This window comes from Nocardia sp. A7 (assembly GCF_046549215.1).
GTDB lineage: Bacteria > Actinomycetota > Actinomycetes > Mycobacteriales > Mycobacteriaceae > Nocardia.
In genome coordinates, this window is the sequence record NZ_JAJPWE010000002.1 from 653,961 (window position 1) to 668,311 (window position 14,351).

A 14,351-nucleotide genomic window follows, 5' to 3' on the forward strand; every position below is an offset into this window, starting at 1 on the left:
GTTGGCTCAGATCCCCATGCGCCAGATCGCGGCATCGACCGCACGGGGCGAGACGAGGGCGAGTGCCTGCAGCACGCGGGTGTAGGTCGGGTACAGCTCGACCGGGCGGGTGCGGATCGCGGTGGTGATCCAGTCGGCGGCTTCCTCGGCCGACAGTGCCGCCGCGTCGGTGTACTTGCCGGTGGGCGCGATCATCTCGGTGCGCACCAGTGGATAGCCGATCGTGGTGACATGCACGCCGCGTCGCCTGGTCTCCGCGCCGAGGCTGCGCCCGAACGCGCCGAGCGCCGCCTTCGACGCGTGATAGGCGGTGAACAGCGGCATCGATCCGGCGGCCACCCCCCACGTCGCGACGTTCACGATGTGCCCGGCACCCGCGTCGAGCATCGACGGCAGCAGTCCCATCGTGAGCCGCGTCGCCCCGAAGTAGTTCAGCGCCATAGTTCGCTCGTAATCGTGAAACCGGTCGGTGGTGTCGGCGGCACCACGGCGGATCGACCGGCCCGCGTTGTTCACCAGCACGTCGACGGTCCCGAACTGCTCGAGCAGGGCTTTCACCAGCGCGTCGGTCTGCTCGGCATCGGCGAGATCGCAGGTGATCAGCTCGGCCTGCCCGCCTTCGGCGCGCACCGCATCGCGTACCGCGGCCAGCGGCTCGGCGTTCCTGGCAACAAGAATCACCCGCGCGCCTGCCCTGGCGAGCGCGTGCGCCGCGGCTTTGCCGACTCCCGACGAGGCGCCCGTCAACACCACGGTCTTGCCCGCGATCTCGTGCCGCTCACCACGGACCAATCGTGCGAGGACGCGGGGCAGCGCGGGCGGGTTGAGCAGCACCGATTGTGCGACTTTGGCGAACACGGGACTCCTGTCGAGTCGAACGGCGGGGACATGCACGTAATTTACTGAATAGTAAATTACAAAGGGGTCAATTGGTCAACAGGGAAGTGGGTCGATGGTTGGATGGACCTGTGAGTACAGCCGGTACCAAAGGCGTCCCGCGCCCCGAGCGCGAACAGCAGATTCTCGACGCGGCGGTCGCCGAGATCGGCCGCGTCGGTTACGCGGGACTGTCCCTGGCCGAGGTCGCCCAGCGCGCCGGCGTATCCAAGCCGCTGGTCTACACCTATTTCCAGTCCAAGGATGGGCTCTACACCGCCTGCGTCGATCGCGCGGCCACCGTCCTGTTCGACGCGATCGCGCCCGCTGTCGCAGGCGCGGGTGGTCTCGGCAAGGCCGAACGCACTCTCGCCGCGATCTTCGCCGCCCTGGAACCGCGCCCGCACGACTGGACCGTCCTGTTCGATCGCTCCCACCCTGATGAGGGCCCCGCCGCCGACACCGTCCGCGCCGCCCGCCGCCGCATCGCCGCCCAAGCCGCCCGCGGTGTCGCCGACGCCATCACCGCCGTCGACCTCACCGACCCCACCGATCTCTCCGCCCTGACCGATGTCTGGATGGGCGCGGTGACCTCCCTGGTCCTGTGGTGGCTACGCCACCCCGAGCAGACCGGCGCCCAGATGACCGCCCGCACCCACCGCCTGATCACCGCCCTCCTGTCCGCACCACGCTGAACGGTTCGGCTGTCCCACAGTCATTTACGACGACATCTCGGTCGGCGAACCGGCGGTCGGCAGCAATTCCGCGAGCAGCTGGGCCCACTCGTGGCGGCGTCCGGGGAAGCAGCGGTCCAGCAGGTCCTGCATGATCGACGGTGCGATCGAGGCGCCGGGGGAGGCGCCGAGTAGGCCGGCGATGGTGCCGTCGGCGCCGGTGACCAGTTCGGTGCCGAATTCGAGGACGCCGCCGCGCCGGCGATCGGGTTTCACCAGTTGGGCGCGTTGCCCGGCGTCGATCAGGGTCCAGTCGGTGGGGTCGGCGGTGGGGTAGAAGCGCTGGAGTTGGGCGAACTTGCGCCGGGGGGAGGCCAGGAGTTCGGTGATGAGGTAGCGGACCAGGTCGAAATTCTGGAGGCCGACCGCCAGGAGCGGGACGATGTTGTGCGGGCGCAGGGTGGTGAACAGGTCGGTGAGTTTGCCGTGGCGCAACAGGCGGGTGCTGAAAGTGGCGTAGGGGCCGAACAACAGCGCACCCGCGCCGTCGACTTCGCGGCGATCCAGATGGGGGACCGACATCGGTGGGGCGCCGAGGGCGGCTTGGCTGTAGACCTTGGCGTGATGCTCGGCGACGACGTCGGGGTTGTCGGTGCGCAGGAATTGCGCACCGAGCGGGAACACCCCGTACCCGCGCACCTCGGGCAGACCGGCCCGCTGCAACAGCCGCAACGCGTAGCCGCCCGCGCCGACGAACACGAACCGGGTCCGCACCACGAATCGCCGCCCACTGTCGAGATCGCGTCCGCGCACGGTCCACAGCCCGTCCTTGCCGCGCGTGAGCCCGGTGATCTCACGATGCATCCGGACCGCATTGCCCGCGCCCCGCATCGTCGACAGCAACGACCTGGTCAGCGCGCCGAAGTCGACATCGGTGCCCGCGGTGTGCCGGGTGGCCGCCATCGCCTCGCCGTCGGCCCGGCCGCGTACGAGCAGTGGCGCCCACTGCGCGATCACCGCACGGTCGGTGGTGAATTCCATCGCCGCGAACGCGGGCAGTTCACGCAGCGTCGCGTACCGCTGGCGCAGGTAGGCGATATCGCGCTCGCCGAACACCGCGGTGACGTGCGGTGTCGGAGTGAGGAAGGTGGCGGGTTCGAGCTCGCCACGGTGCGCCAGCGCGGACCAGAACCGGCGCGAGAGCGCGAACTGATCGGCGATCCCCGCGGCTTTGGCGCCGTCGCTCGCGTCGGGCATGTAGTTGAGCTCGCACATCCCGGAGTGCCCGGTCCCGGCGTTGTTCCAGGGATGGCTGCTCTCGGCCGCCGGTTCGCCGAGTCGCTCGAACAGCGCGATCGACCAGTCCGGTGCGAGCGTGCTCAGCAGGGCACCGAGCGTGGCCGACATGATGCCGCCACCGATCAGTACCGCGTCGAGAATGTCGTCGCCACTGCCGGATTCGGGCCGGGTGGGTGTGGTGTCGTTCATTGTCGAACCTCCCGTGAACTGGTGTACCGCTATCGTCCCGCCGGGAGCAGTCATCCGTCCAACACGGAATCGCCGAGGTTATAATCCGAATATGGATGATTCAGCGGAGGTGGGAGCGCAGGCAGTGGCTCCGCTGCTGGCGGCCTTCGACGCGGCCGCCGAAGCGGGGCACTTCACCCGCGCCGCGCAGCGACTCGGCGTGCCGCAGTCCTCGCTCAGCCGCCGCATCAAGACATTGGAGCAGCTCCTCGGAGTGGCCCTGTTCCAACCGGTCGGACGCGGGGTCGCCCTCACTCCGCAGGGGCGCGACCTCTACGAACACACGCGTGGACTGGTGAGCACCCTCGACGACGCCATCAGGCGGGTTCGCGCCGACGCCGATCCGGACAGCGGGCTGGTGCGTTTCGGGTTCCCGCTCACGCTGGGTCCGGTCAGCATCCCCTCGCTGCTCGCCCAGTTCCACACCCGCGCACCACGAATCCGGCTGCACCTGGTGCAGGCACACGGCGAGGCGCTGGCCGAACAGGTGCGCGACGGCAGACTCGACCTGGCGGTGATGATCCCGCCCCCACCAGACCTGCCGACCACCGATCTCGGGCGCCAACGCATCTACCTGCACGTGGCGCGCACGCACGCTATGGCCGGGCGCACCCGCATCGACCTCGCAGAACTCGAGGGCGAGGCGTTCATCGCGAACCCGCCCAGCTATCAGCTGCGCACGCTGCTCGATTCATGGTGTGCCGCATCAGGTTTCACGCCACGCGTGGTGTTCGAGATCACCGAATTCGAAACCTTGCGCGCGCTGGTCGCGCTGGGGCAGGGCGTCGCGCTCCTGCCCGCCGCCGAAGTCGAGAACCCCGACCTGGCGGTGATACCCATCGATGGCGAACGCGACCGCGAGGTCGGCCTGGTCTCGGGAGACCATGACTCGACGCTCGCGGTCGCGCGGCTTCGGGAATTCCTGATCGCGCGCCGGGCGGCGATCAGTGGGTAGGGGTCAGTCCTGGGCGACGCCGGCATCGACGCCACGCGCGGCGAGCCACGGGTGCGGGTCGATCGGGGCGCCGTACTGGGAGCCGTCCGGCACGTGCACCTCGTAGTGCAGGTGGGGGCCGGTGGAGTTGCCACGGTTACCGACGGTGGCGATGGTGTCACCGGCGTTCACGTGCTGGCCGGGAGCGACCAGAATGTCGTTGACGTGGCCGAACACGCCGATGGTGCCGTCATCCTGCTGGACGCGGACCCACAGGCCGAAGCCGGAAGCAGGCCCGGTCTCGATCACGGTACCGTCGGTGACGGCGAAGACGGGCGCGCCGATCGGGTCACCGAAGTCGATGCCGTTGTGCGCGGTGCCCCAGCGGGCGCCGTAGTAGGAGGTCAGCCGACCGTTGACGGGGCGAACGGTCTGCGGGCGCGGCGGCGGCGGGGGCGCGATGAACGGCAGCTGCGGCAGCTGCGGCAGTTCCAGGGCCACCGCTTCGCGGTGCTCCTCCCACGGGATCGGGGCGGACGCGGGGAGCTCGCCCTGCGGGCCCTGGGCCTCGGCGGGGGTGTACGCGGTGAAGCGGTACGGCGACTGGCCGGAGTTGATGGCCTCGGTGGAGTCCGCGGCGATCGTGGTAGTGGGGACAGGGCTCTCGGGCTCACTGAAAGTGGCGACGGAGGTACCAACGAGTGCGGACAAAGCCACCGCACCCGCGACCACGCCTCCCCAACGACCTGCGAAGGCGTCGGAGACTCGGGCAGATAACGGGTTGGTCACGAACATGTTTAAGAACGTAGCTAAACCGTAACCTTCGCGGCCAATCCTGTGGCTGCGATCACGAACCGCTATAACGCCAGTTGATCTATAACAATACCCTAACGAATGTCGACATCCTGGTACTCACCGGGTGAAATGCCGCCGTGCAAGATCGTTGCCGAAACGCGGCATCCCGGGGACACTGATTCAGTGGACGCTAACGGAGTCCGTGCCATCACAGCGTTGTCCGACCCCACTCGGCGCGCGATCTTCGAGTTGTTGCCGCAGGGTCCCCGCTCGGTGGCCGACCTCGCCGCCGCTACCGGAATCACCAGCTCAGCCGCTTCGCAGCACCTGCGAGCCCTGCGGGAAGCCCACCTCGTGCGGATGCGCCGCGCCGGGAACAGGCACCTCTACTCGCTGGACCCCCGTGGCCTCAACGACGCCCGCGACTATCTCGACAAGTACTGGCCCAGCGCACTGGCCGCCCACGCCGCCGCCCTCCGGGAGGCGGTCGACGCCGATCCGGCTCAGCCCACCCGGCGATAGCGCGACCTGCCGGACTCGGCCCACGCCTGCTTGTCCAGCTGCATGTCGACCGCCGAGATCACCTCGGGTACCCCGATCCGCAGCAGGCCAGGATCGGTCGACAGGCCGTCCGGATCGCCGACGGCCCCGGCCCACAACACCGCGTGCCTGCCGATCAGGTGGGCAGGCGGGCCGCCCCGGCGCGGTGGCGTCGGCCCGAACAGCAGGACCGTGCGGGTGCCGAACGCCGTCGCCAGATGCGCGACACCGGTATCGCCGCTGATCACGAGCGCGGCCTCGGCGACCGTAGCCGCGAGATCGGTGAGGTTCTGTCGGCCGGCGAGGACCCGGTCGTCGGGCAGACCCGCCTGCACGGCCACCTGGCTGGCGATCTCGTGCTCGAACGGGTCGCCGGTGAGCACCACGTCGCGGCCGAGCACCAGCAGGTGCCGCACCACCGCGGCGAACCGCTCCGGCGGCCACCGGCGCGCGGGAGCACCCGCACCGATATGGACGACGACGCAATCGCGGCGGCTGATCGAGGTCACCGGCGGCACCAACCCGAGGTTGCGCCGATCGGCGTCGATGCCCTCACTCTCGAGGAGTCGGCACCACCGGTCGACCACGTGCGCGTCGGGATCCCAGCGTGGACCGGCGAGTTTGGGCAGGGCGGGGGTGCGGTGGCCGATGATCCGGGTTGCGCCGGTATCGGCCAGCGCCCGTGCGCTGTCGCCGTCGGGGCCGTGCAGGTTCACCGCCAACTCCGGCGCGGGACCATCCCAGATCAGGGCGGCCGGATCGGCGGTGGCGACGAGTTCGTCGACCGAGGAGATCAGGTCGACGATCTGCTCCAGCCGATGTGGCGCCGCCAGGACGATCCGGCTCTGCGGTTCGGCCCGGCGCAGGGCACGCAGAGCCGGGACCGCGGCGAGAAGCTCACCGAGGCCCCGAGCTTGCAGCACGAGTACAACCGACACCTTCTTCATCTACCCGAGACGGTCGCGGACCAAACTTTTCGCGAGGGAAACGATGTGACGGGCGGCACTCGTGTCCGGCTATCGCGCCGTCCACGATCGCGACACGATGCCCGCTCCAGCTAATGTCCAGAAAACCGGAGCGAGCGGGCATAACATCTCGTCATGACGACAACTACCGTGGTAGGGAGCCCCTTTACGGCTCTTGCCAAGAAAACCTGGCAAACAGTTCTGGTCACCGGCCTGCTAGCGGTGGTCCTCGGCATCATCGTGCTCGTGTGGCCCGGTCCATCACTTCTCGTGGCGGGCATCCTGTTCGGTATCTACATGGTTGTCAGCGGCATCTTCCAGCTGATCGCCGCCTTCACCCATCTGCCGAGCACCAGCTTCCGGGTGCTGTCGTTCATCAGTGGCGTGCTGTCGCTGATCATCGGTGTGTTCTGCTTCCGCGACGACCTCGCCTCGATTGTGTTGCTGGGGTTGTGGATCGGCATCAGCTGGCTGTTCCGCGGCGTCGCGGTGCTGTTCTCCGCGATCGCGGAGCCGAGCGTGCCCGGCCGGGGCTGGCAGATCTTCTACGGGGCCATCAGCGCGCTGGCCGGTGTCGTCCTGATCGTGTGGCCGATCAGTTCCATCGCCACGCTGGTCTGGGTCGTCGGCATCTTCCTGATCGTCATCGGCGTCATGGAAGTGATCACCGCGTTCGGCATCCGGAAGGACGCGCACCTGCTGGACGAACAGCTGGGCTGACTCTCTCCACGGAAAGTTCGTCTGAACCGGCCGGTGCCTTCGGGCACCGGCCGCTTTCGTCTGAACTACGCTTGGAACCCATGGAATTCGTTTACAACCTGGTGGTTGTCACCCACCTGCTCGGCATGGCCGCGGTGGTCGGTGGGTATGTCGCGTCGCGTCCGGTGGTGTCGGAGCTGATGGTGTGGGGCGCTCGCGCGCAGCTGATCACCGGGGTGATCCTGGCCGGGCTGGCTTCGGGTGTCGATTCGCTCGACAAGGAGCCGGATACGACGAAACTGGCAGTGAAGCTGGCTATCTCGGTCGCGGTGGCCGCGTTCGCCGAAATGGGCAGGGGCGATGCCAAGCGGGGCAAGCAGATCGACTGGATGACCGACGCGGCGGGTGGGCTCGCGATCGTGAACGTGCTCGTCGCTGTCCTGTGGACCTGACCGGCGTGCGATTTCTCGGCATCCATCACGTCGCGATCATCGCCACCGACTACGCGCGCTCGAAACGTTTCTACACCGAAACCCTCGGCGGCACCGTCCTCGACGAGAACTATCGCGCCGATCGCGATTCGTGGAAACTCGACATCGAGTTGGCCGGCGGCGTTCGTATCGAACTGTTCTCGTTCCCCGACCCGCCCACACGCCCGAGCAGGCCGGAGGCGGCGGGCTTGCGGCATCTGGCCTTGGCCGTCGCGGATGTGCCCGCTGCCCTCGCGGAACTGCGGGCGCGGGGCGTCCGGACCGAGGAACTGCGCACCGATGAGCACACCGGCAAGCAGATGGCCTTCTTCTTCGATCCGGACGACCTGCCGCTCGAGCTGTACCAGGCCTGATCAGTGTGTCGCGCGGGCCCGACGCGTGAGTTCGACTGTCGCCGCGCGCAATTCGCTGATGTCCGACAGCGGTGCGGCGTAGCCGACACGGGTGCGGGCCACTCCGCGTGGTGATTCCACCCGCAGGTCGAGGCCGTAGCGATCGGCGCGCTCGCAGGTGGCGGCGATGGCGTCGGGGAAGCCACCGAGCTGCTGGGCCATCGCCAGCAGTGCTTCGGCGTGGTCGGCGTTGAGGTGCGCGATACCGGGTGCGGCGTGCGTGACGATCGGATCCGGCTGGGCGGCGAGGTACTCCGCGGCCGAGGCCGAATCCATCCGGCCGTAACCACCGACCCAGCGCACCCGTTCGATCCGCAGCACCCAGAGCGTGAAATCGCTGTAGTCGATGTAGTACTTCGCCGCCGGGATGGCCGTCAGGTGGGCCGCGCGGGCCGCCTCGGCCTCGGCGCCGGTGGGGCGCTCCACGTGTCCGGCGAGGGTGATCCGCGTGCCGGCGAGGGGATCGGCCGGGATGTCGGGCGTGACGATCGCGATGCTGGCGCGCGGATCGGCGGCCAGGTTGCGGCCGTGTTCGGCCAGGCGCGACACGCTCAGCACCGGAGCGCCGTCGAGCAGTCCATAGGTGATGAACGATGCCCACGGTGCGCCGTCGGCGGTGAGGCTGGCGAGGGTACCGGTATTGGTGCCCGCCGCGATCGTTCTGGCTTCTTCGGCCGGCGAGGGGCGGGCCTCGTTGGCCAGGGGGGCGGTCGGCAGCGGAATGGCAGGTGCGTCGCCCGGGTCGCCGTGGTCGAGAGTCATGGCGACAGCGTATCCACCTGACGCTGGCGGCGTGGCGTGCTCGACAACCAGCTGTGCAGCGCATCGTAGACAGCGTCGTGATTGAGCAGGCTGAAATGGTTCGCCGCGGGGATGTGCAGGCTGTTCACCGCGTCGAAGTCGAGGCGTTTGGTCCGCCCGCGCCCCGATCCGCTGCCCGAGAGCACCATGCCGTCGCCGATGATCACGCCGAGCGGATGCTTCGGGCTGTGGGTGATGGTCGTGGTGACGAAGTAGTGGTCGACCCCGGGCAGCAGCGGTACTTCCTTCACCGCTCGCGCGCGCAGGGTGTTCACGTCGAGGTCACGCCAATCGTCGTCGACCAGTGAGCCCTGCCGCAGATCCCGGATGCCCGCGCTGCGTCTGCGCAGCAGTGTGCTCAAGGGTCTGGTCTCGGGCAGCAGGTCGAGCGCGGCGGACGCGTAGTGCACGAACTGTTCGAGTGGGGCGCCGAGGTGGGGCGAACCCAGGCACACCACCTGCCGCACCGACCGCACCCACGTCTCGCCTGCCTGTTCGGCCTGATGGCAGGCGCTGCGCATGACCAGCCCGCCCATCGAGTGCCCGATCAGGCAGATCTCGTGGACGGGCATCGGCCAGCTGTCGACCAGGCGGGTGAGCAGGGCGCTGAGCTGGGCGGCATTCTCGGAGATGTGCAGGCCGGAATTGAAGCGGACGAAGACGGGGGTGTAGCCGAGGTCGTCTTCCAGGCGCTCACCGTAGGTGGGGCGCCCGCCGAGGCGCCAGGCGTGTTCGGTCTCCACGAGTCCGTGCAGGAGCACGACCAGCCGGGTGGTCGGCACCGGGACATAGGCGGCGAACTCCTCGGGCGGGACTGGGGTGCCGTCGACGCGAAAGGTCATGGGGGAGGAGAGGATCGGGGCCTCGTCCGCGAGCGTGTCACCGATCAGCCCCTGGATCGCGGCCAGTATGCCCGCGCCCCACACGGTCCGCGACGGTGCGGTGACGCCGGACAGTTGGACCGCGCTCGCCATTTCGCCGACGACGAAGCCGGTGCCGCTGACGGCCGCGTACACGCTGTCGGTGATGGCGTCGTGCACGAGCTTCGCCGGAGCCGCGGCGGGTCCGACGCCCAGCCGAACCGCCGCGAACACCCGGTCGGAGATGGCGCGGTGCATCGCTGCGACTCCCTCGACCGCGCCGATGAACTCGTCACCGGCCAGCCGCGTGAGCGCCTGTACTTCAGCCTGGGATTGGGGGAGCTGCTCTGTCACAAGGTTGAGAGTACAACTGTGCACTGAATTGCACATAGGAAGGGGTGGGTTCTGTGACCAGCGACGATTCCTGACCTTCCGTGCTGTTGCGCACCAAAATCCATCCAGATACAGAGATATGCGCATTAAAACATGTGGGTGCAGATGGTGAAATGCGCGAAGGGTCGGCTACGCCGACCTGGCAGGGGGGCGTCGGCCGGGTTCGCCGACGGCGGTGTGTGAGGCCGCCGTCGGTGACGATCACGGCTGATGCGTGATCGCGTACCAGAGCGCGCCCATCGTGCCGAGCACGAAAAGTGGTGAGATGACCCAGGTTTCGACCCGGTTTCCGGTTCGCTCGATCAGCGGAACCCGCGTGCGCAACGGGAACGGCCACAGCAGTCGACACCCTCGATCTGTCAGGCAGTCGCCGAGCAGGTGCGCCAGACACCCCAGTCCCACACAGATCGGGAGCCACACCGGTCGGTCGACGATCCAGTGGTCGACAGCGAAGGTCCCCGCCGACGCCAGCACGATCACCGTCCCGTAGGTCCGCACGCTCTTCCCCGGTGGGCACAGGTGCAACGACCGCACCGCCAGTGCGAGCAGAAAGAACACCAGGCTCAAGGTGAACGGCCGCCCCAGATAGTGCTCGCCCGCCCAGGTGGCCGCGATCGCCGCGACCACGAACAGCAGCGAATGCGTTCCGTGCCGATGCCCGCCCGACACCCAGGAGATCAACCGGCACAGGTGATGCGACACCGGCCCGAGCACGTGGGAGATGGTGCCGCTCGGATGATCGGCGTCCGGCAACAGCGCCGCTCCCGCGGTGAGGAACGTACCTATGATGAGTTCGGCGATGCCGAATTGCGTTGTGTCGCTGTCGAACAGGGGGAAAGCGGCGACCGTGAGCGGTAACGCCGCGGCCGTACCGGCCCAGGCCAGCGCCCCACTCGTCGCATGTGAATGTCCTAGCACCCCGCAACGTTAGAGTAAGTCACGACCTCGGCGCATATGCCGTGCACAGCGCCGAATACGGGGCGAGCGTTGATCGTTGAAGGACTTGGCGACTGCCTCGAGCGGAAAGGTTGTCGGGGTGGTGAGCTGCTGGTTCTATCGCCTGGTGACCGAAACCATCGACGTGCCACGCATCGTCCACGCCTCCCGCGACATCGCGGCGAGCCCCGCTGTGATCTTCGACCTGATCGCCGATCCCGCGCAGCAGCCGCGCTGGGACGGCAACGACAATCTCGCGCAGGCGAGCGAGGATCAGCGGGTCCGCGCGGTCGGTGACGTGTTCACCACCACGCTGACCAACGGAGCCGTGCGCGACAATCACATCGTCGAGTTCGAGGAGGGTCGGCGCATCGCATGGAACCCGTCCGAGCCCGACAAGACCCCGCCCGGTCACCTGTGGCGCTGGGAGCTCGAGCCGGTCGACGACACCCACACCCGGGTGACCCACACCTACGACTGGACGGCACTGCACGACGAGCTGCGTCAGGTGCGGGCCAAGGCGACGACCGCCGACAAGCTGCAGGCGTCGGTGGACCGGCTGGCCGCGCTCGCCGAGTCCTGAACAACAGCGAGAGGCCCTGCGAATCGTGCTGATTCGCAGGGCCTTTCGTCGTGGGATCAGACCAGGTCGAAGCGGTCCAGGTTGCTCACCTTGGTCCACGCGGCGACGAAGTCGTGCACGAACTTCTCCTTCGCGTCGTCGGTGGCGTAGGCCTCGGCCACGGCCCGCAGCTGCGAGTTGGAGCCGAACACCAGGTCGACCCGGCTACCGGTCCAGGTGACGGCACCGGTGACGCGATCGCGGCCCTCGTAGACGCCGTCGTCGGTCGCCGACGGTGTCCACTCGGTACCCATGTCGAGCAGGTTGACGAAGAAGTCGTTCGTCAACGCACCCGGGGTCTCGGTGAATTCGCCCAGCGGCGCGGACCGGTGGTTCGCGCCGAGCACCCGCAGACCACCGATCAGCACAGTCATCTCCGGTGCACTGAGGGTGAGCAGGTTCGCCTTGTCGATGAGCAGGAACTCCGCGGGCAGCTGCGCGTCCTTGGACACATAGTTGCGGAATCCGTCGGCCTCGGGCTCGAGTGCGTCGAACGACTCGATGTCGGTCTGCTCCTGGGTCGCGTCGGTGCGGCCCGGCGTGAACGGCACCGTCACCGGGAAACCGGCGGCCTGGGCTGCCTGTTCGACACCGACCGCGCCGCCGAGGACGACCAGATCGGCGAACGACACCTGCGTACCGCCCGTGGCGTTGAACGTGTCCTGGATACCCTCGTAGACCCGCACCACCTGGGCGAGTTCGTCGGGCTGGTTGACCGCCCAGCCTGCCTGCGGCTGCAGCCGGATCCGGCCACCGTTGGCACCGCCGCGCTTGTCGCTGCCGCGGAACGAGGAGGCCGCCGCCCACGTCGTCGACACCAGCTGGGCGATGGTCAGACCCGAGGCCTGGATCTGGCCCTTGAGCGCGGCGATCTCGCCTTCCCCGATGACCGGCCCGTTCTGGGCGGGAACCGGGTCCTGCCACAGCAGTTCCTCGGACGGGACCAGCGGGCCGAGGTAGCGGACGATCGGTCCCATATCGCGGTGGGTGAGCTTGTACCAGGCGCGGGCGAAGGCGTCGGCGAACTCGGCCGGGTTCTCCAGCCAGCGGCGGGTGATCGGCCCGTAGACGGGGTCGAACCGCAGCGACAGGTCGGTGGTCAGCATGACCGGTGTGCGCTTCTTGCCCGGGATGAACGGGTCGGGCACGGTGTCGGCGCCCGCGCCGTCCTTCGGGATCCACTGGTGCGCGCCCGCCGGGCTCTTGGTGAGCTCCCACTCGAACCCGTAGAGGGTTTCGAGGAAGTTGTTGTCCCAGGTGATGGGCGTGCTGTTCCAGATGCCTTCCAGGCCGCTGGTGATCGCGTCCTCGCCGACACCGGTGCCGAAGCCGCTCTTCCAGCCCAGACCCTGCAGTTCCAGCGGGGCGGCCTCGGGTTCGGGGCCGACATGGTCGGCGGGGCCCGCACCGTGGGTCTTGCCGAAGGTGTGGCCGCCCGCGATGAGCGCGGCGGTCTCCTCGTCGTTCATCGCCATCCGCGCGAAGGTCTCGCGGATGTCGACGGCGGCGGCGATCGGATCCGGATTGCCGTTGGGGCCTTCGGGATTGACGTAGATCAAGCCCATCTGGACCGCTGACAGCGGACGCTCGAGGTTGCGGTCACCGGTGTAGCGTTCGTCGCCGAGCCAGGTGCGCTCGGGACCCCAGAAGACGTCTTCCTCCGGCTCCCACGCGTCGACGCGGCCGCCACCGAAACCGAAGGTGGGCAAGCCCATCGATTCGAGCGCGACATTGCCGGTGTAGACGATGAGGTCGGCCCACGACAGTTTGCGGCCGTACTTCTTCTTCACCGGCCAGAGCAGGCGGCGCGCCTTGTCGAGGCTGGCGTTGTCGGGCCAGCTGTTGAGCGGGGCGAAGCGCTGCAGGCCGGCGCCCGCGCCGCCGCGGCCGTCGCCGACGCGGTAGGTGCCCGCGGAGTGCCAGGCCATCCGGATGAAGAACGGGCCGTAGTGGCCGAAGTCGGCAGGCCACCAGGACTGCGAGGTCGTCATGACCTGCTCGATGTCGGCCTTCACCGCTGCCAGGTCGAGAGTGGCGAACTCGGCCGCGTAGTCGAAGTCCGAGCCCATCGGGTTGACCGCGGGCGGATTCTTCTGCAGCAGTGTGAGATTGAGCTGGTTCGGCCACCATTCGCTGTTGGCACCACGCGCGGCGGTGGCGGCGAACGGACGGTGCATGACGGGGCAACCACTGTCACCGGGTTCCGTTTGGGCTTCGGCGATGGGTGGGTGTTCCTCGGGCAAGGTGGATCCCTTCAAGAGAGTGAACGTGATGTCGTGCAGTCGGGGCAGCGGCCCCAGTAGATGACCTCGGCCTCGTCGACGACGAAACCGCGGTTGTCGTGGGGAGTCAGACAGGGTGCGTCGCCGACTGCGCACTCGACATCGACGATCACCCCACAGGACCGGCACACCAGGTGATGATGGTTGTCACCGACGCGGGTCTCATAACGCGCGACGGTGCCCATCGGCTGGATTCGCCGGAGCAGGCCGGCGCTGGTGAGGGCCCGCAGTACGTCGTAGACGGCCTGCTGGCTGACGGCCCCGAGGGTGGCTCTGACTCGGCTCAGGATGGTGTCCGTGTCGGCATGCGGATGCTGGTGCACTGCGGTGAGCACCGCAAGGCGCGGCGCGGTGACGCGCAGTGAGGCGGCACGTAGCATCTGCTCGAAGTCCGGTTGTTTGGACACATTCCAGATTATGACTTATTCCAGATAGCTTGGCAAGGGTCTTCGCGAAATTCTCGACATGACATCGCTGGCGAATCACGCGATAGCTGGCGAGGAAGACCGGCTCGGGGAGTCCGGTCCACGAGTACGGGGGTCGAGGCCGCGCCGACGAGCAGCA

The 14,351-nt window shown here is 68.2% G+C and carries 16 protein-coding genes; 7 read left to right on the forward strand and 9 right to left on the reverse strand.

Annotated features, from left to right (window positions below; all coding sequences use genetic code 11):
* Positions 1-6 precede the first annotated feature (6 nt).
* The gene (locus tag ACLJPD_RS14395; RefSeq protein ID WP_410872581.1) at positions 7-858 is read right to left on the reverse strand and encodes an SDR family oxidoreductase; all 852 of its coding nucleotides are present in this window, start codon (positions 856-858) and stop codon (positions 7-9) included.
* Positions 859-968: 110 nt separating this feature from the next.
* Here ACLJPD_RS14395 and ACLJPD_RS14400 point away from each other — a divergent pair, with 110 nt between their 5' ends.
* Positions 969-1,571, forward strand: a complete 603-nt coding sequence (locus ACLJPD_RS14400) for a TetR/AcrR family transcriptional regulator (protein WP_410872582.1) — start codon at positions 969-971, stop codon at positions 1,569-1,571.
* Positions 1,572-1,595: 24 nt separating this feature from the next.
* Here ACLJPD_RS14400 and mqo read toward each other — a convergent pair whose 3' ends face one another.
* Positions 1,596-3,038 (reverse strand): malate dehydrogenase (quinone), encoded by a 1,443-nt coding sequence (mqo, locus tag ACLJPD_RS14405; protein ID WP_410872583.1) that lies wholly within the window; start codon positions 3,036-3,038, stop codon positions 1,596-1,598.
* A 91-nt stretch (positions 3,039-3,129) separates the two neighbouring features.
* Between mqo and ACLJPD_RS14410 the strand changes: the two genes are divergently transcribed.
* Complete coding sequence (locus ACLJPD_RS14410) at positions 3,130-4,032, forward strand: LysR family transcriptional regulator (protein ID WP_410872584.1); 903 nt, start codon at positions 3,130-3,132, stop codon at positions 4,030-4,032.
* Positions 4,033-4,035: 3 nt separating this feature from the next.
* On the opposite strand, the gene ACLJPD_RS14415 is transcribed toward ACLJPD_RS14410, so the two are convergent.
* A complete protein-coding gene (locus ACLJPD_RS14415) occupies positions 4,036-4,806 on the reverse strand; it encodes a M23 family metallopeptidase (RefSeq protein WP_410872585.1) in 771 nt (256 codons plus the stop codon).
* Between the two features lie 183 nt (positions 4,807-4,989).
* Between ACLJPD_RS14415 and ACLJPD_RS14420 the strand changes: the two genes are divergently transcribed.
* Complete coding sequence (locus ACLJPD_RS14420) at positions 4,990-5,328, forward strand: ArsR/SmtB family transcription factor (RefSeq protein ID WP_410872586.1); 339 nt, start codon at positions 4,990-4,992, stop codon at positions 5,326-5,328.
* Here the strand turns inward: ACLJPD_RS14420 and ACLJPD_RS14425 are convergent.
* A complete protein-coding gene (locus ACLJPD_RS14425; RefSeq protein WP_410872587.1) occupies positions 5,310-6,284 on the reverse strand; it encodes a glycosyltransferase family 9 protein in 975 nt (324 codons plus the stop codon). The genes ACLJPD_RS14420 and ACLJPD_RS14425 overlap by 19 nt on opposite strands.
* A gap of 162 nt (positions 6,285-6,446) precedes the next feature.
* Between ACLJPD_RS14425 and ACLJPD_RS14430 the strand changes: the two genes are divergently transcribed.
* The 3 genes from ACLJPD_RS14430 to ACLJPD_RS14440 all read left to right on the forward strand — a co-directional run bounded on the left by ACLJPD_RS14430 (position 6,447) and on the right by ACLJPD_RS14440 (position 7,854).
* Positions 6,447-7,031 carry an HdeD family acid-resistance protein gene (locus tag ACLJPD_RS14430; protein WP_410872588.1) on the forward strand — a complete coding sequence of 195 codons (585 nt, stop codon included), beginning with the start codon at positions 6,447-6,449 and terminating at the stop codon, positions 7,029-7,031.
* Positions 7,032-7,111: 80 nt separating this feature from the next.
* Positions 7,112-7,462: a hypothetical protein gene (locus ACLJPD_RS14435; RefSeq protein WP_410872590.1), complete on the forward strand. Its 351-nt coding sequence runs from the start codon at positions 7,112-7,114 to the stop codon at positions 7,460-7,462.
* Entirely contained in the window at positions 7,453-7,854 is a 402-nt protein-coding gene (locus ACLJPD_RS14440) for a VOC family protein (protein WP_410872591.1), read from the forward strand. Before ACLJPD_RS14435 ends, ACLJPD_RS14440 begins: the two co-directional genes overlap by 10 nt.
* Here ACLJPD_RS14440 and ACLJPD_RS14445 read toward each other — a convergent pair whose 3' ends face one another.
* The 3 genes from ACLJPD_RS14445 to ACLJPD_RS14455 all read right to left on the reverse strand — a co-directional run bounded on the left by ACLJPD_RS14445 (position 7,855) and on the right by ACLJPD_RS14455 (position 10,865).
* On the reverse strand, positions 7,855-8,655 hold the full coding sequence (locus tag ACLJPD_RS14445; protein ID WP_410872593.1) for a HugZ family protein: 801 nt from the start codon (positions 8,653-8,655) through the stop codon (positions 7,855-7,857).
* Complete coding sequence (locus tag ACLJPD_RS14450; protein ID WP_410872594.1) at positions 8,652-9,908, reverse strand: lipase family alpha/beta hydrolase; 1,257 nt, start codon at positions 9,906-9,908, stop codon at positions 8,652-8,654. The genes ACLJPD_RS14445 and ACLJPD_RS14450 overlap by 4 nt, the downstream gene beginning before the upstream one ends.
* Positions 9,909-10,148: 240 nt before the next feature.
* Positions 10,149-10,865: a metal-dependent hydrolase gene (locus ACLJPD_RS14455; protein WP_410872595.1), complete on the reverse strand. Its 717-nt coding sequence runs from the start codon at positions 10,863-10,865 to the stop codon at positions 10,149-10,151.
* Positions 10,866-11,010: 145 nt separating this feature from the next.
* On the opposite strand from ACLJPD_RS14455, the gene ACLJPD_RS14460 reads away from it, so the two are divergent.
* On the forward strand, positions 11,011-11,466 hold the full coding sequence (locus ACLJPD_RS14460; protein ID WP_410872596.1) for an SRPBCC family protein: 456 nt from the start codon (positions 11,011-11,013) through the stop codon (positions 11,464-11,466).
* A 56-nt stretch (positions 11,467-11,522) separates the two neighbouring features.
* Here ACLJPD_RS14460 and katG read toward each other — a convergent pair whose 3' ends face one another.
* Positions 11,523-13,748, reverse strand: a complete 2,226-nt coding sequence (gene katG / locus ACLJPD_RS14465) for a catalase/peroxidase HPI (RefSeq protein WP_410873412.1) — start codon at positions 13,746-13,748, stop codon at positions 11,523-11,525.
* An 11-nt stretch (positions 13,749-13,759) separates the two neighbouring features.
* Positions 13,760-14,167, reverse strand: coding sequence for a Fur family transcriptional regulator (locus ACLJPD_RS14470; protein WP_410873413.1), 408 nt, complete (start codon positions 14,165-14,167; stop codon positions 13,760-13,762).
* Between the last annotated feature and the right edge of the window lie 184 nt (positions 14,168-14,351).

Coding starts and splice junctions, on each gene's coding strand:
- mqo (WP_410872583.1), bottom strand. CDS start 3,038: ATGAACGACACCACACCCACCCGGCCCGAATCCGGCAGTGGCGACGAC.
- ACLJPD_RS14410 (WP_410872584.1), top strand. CDS start 3,130: ATGGATGATTCAGCGGAGGTGGGAGCGCAGGCAGTGGCTCCGCTGCTG.
- ACLJPD_RS14415 (WP_410872585.1), bottom strand. CDS start 4,806: ATGTTCGTGACCAACCCGTTATCTGCCCGAGTCTCCGACGCCTTCGCA.
- ACLJPD_RS14430 (WP_410872588.1), top strand. CDS start 6,447: ATGACGACAACTACCGTGGTAGGGAGCCCCTTTACGGCTCTTGCCAAG.
- ACLJPD_RS14435 (WP_410872590.1), top strand. CDS start 7,112: ATGGAATTCGTTTACAACCTGGTGGTTGTCACCCACCTGCTCGGCATG.
- ACLJPD_RS14445 (WP_410872593.1), bottom strand. CDS start 8,655: ATGACTCTCGACCACGGCGACCCGGGCGACGCACCTGCCATTCCGCTG.
- ACLJPD_RS14470 (WP_410873413.1), bottom strand. CDS start 14,167: ATGCTACGTGCCGCCTCACTGCGCGTCACCGCGCCGCGCCTTGCGGTG.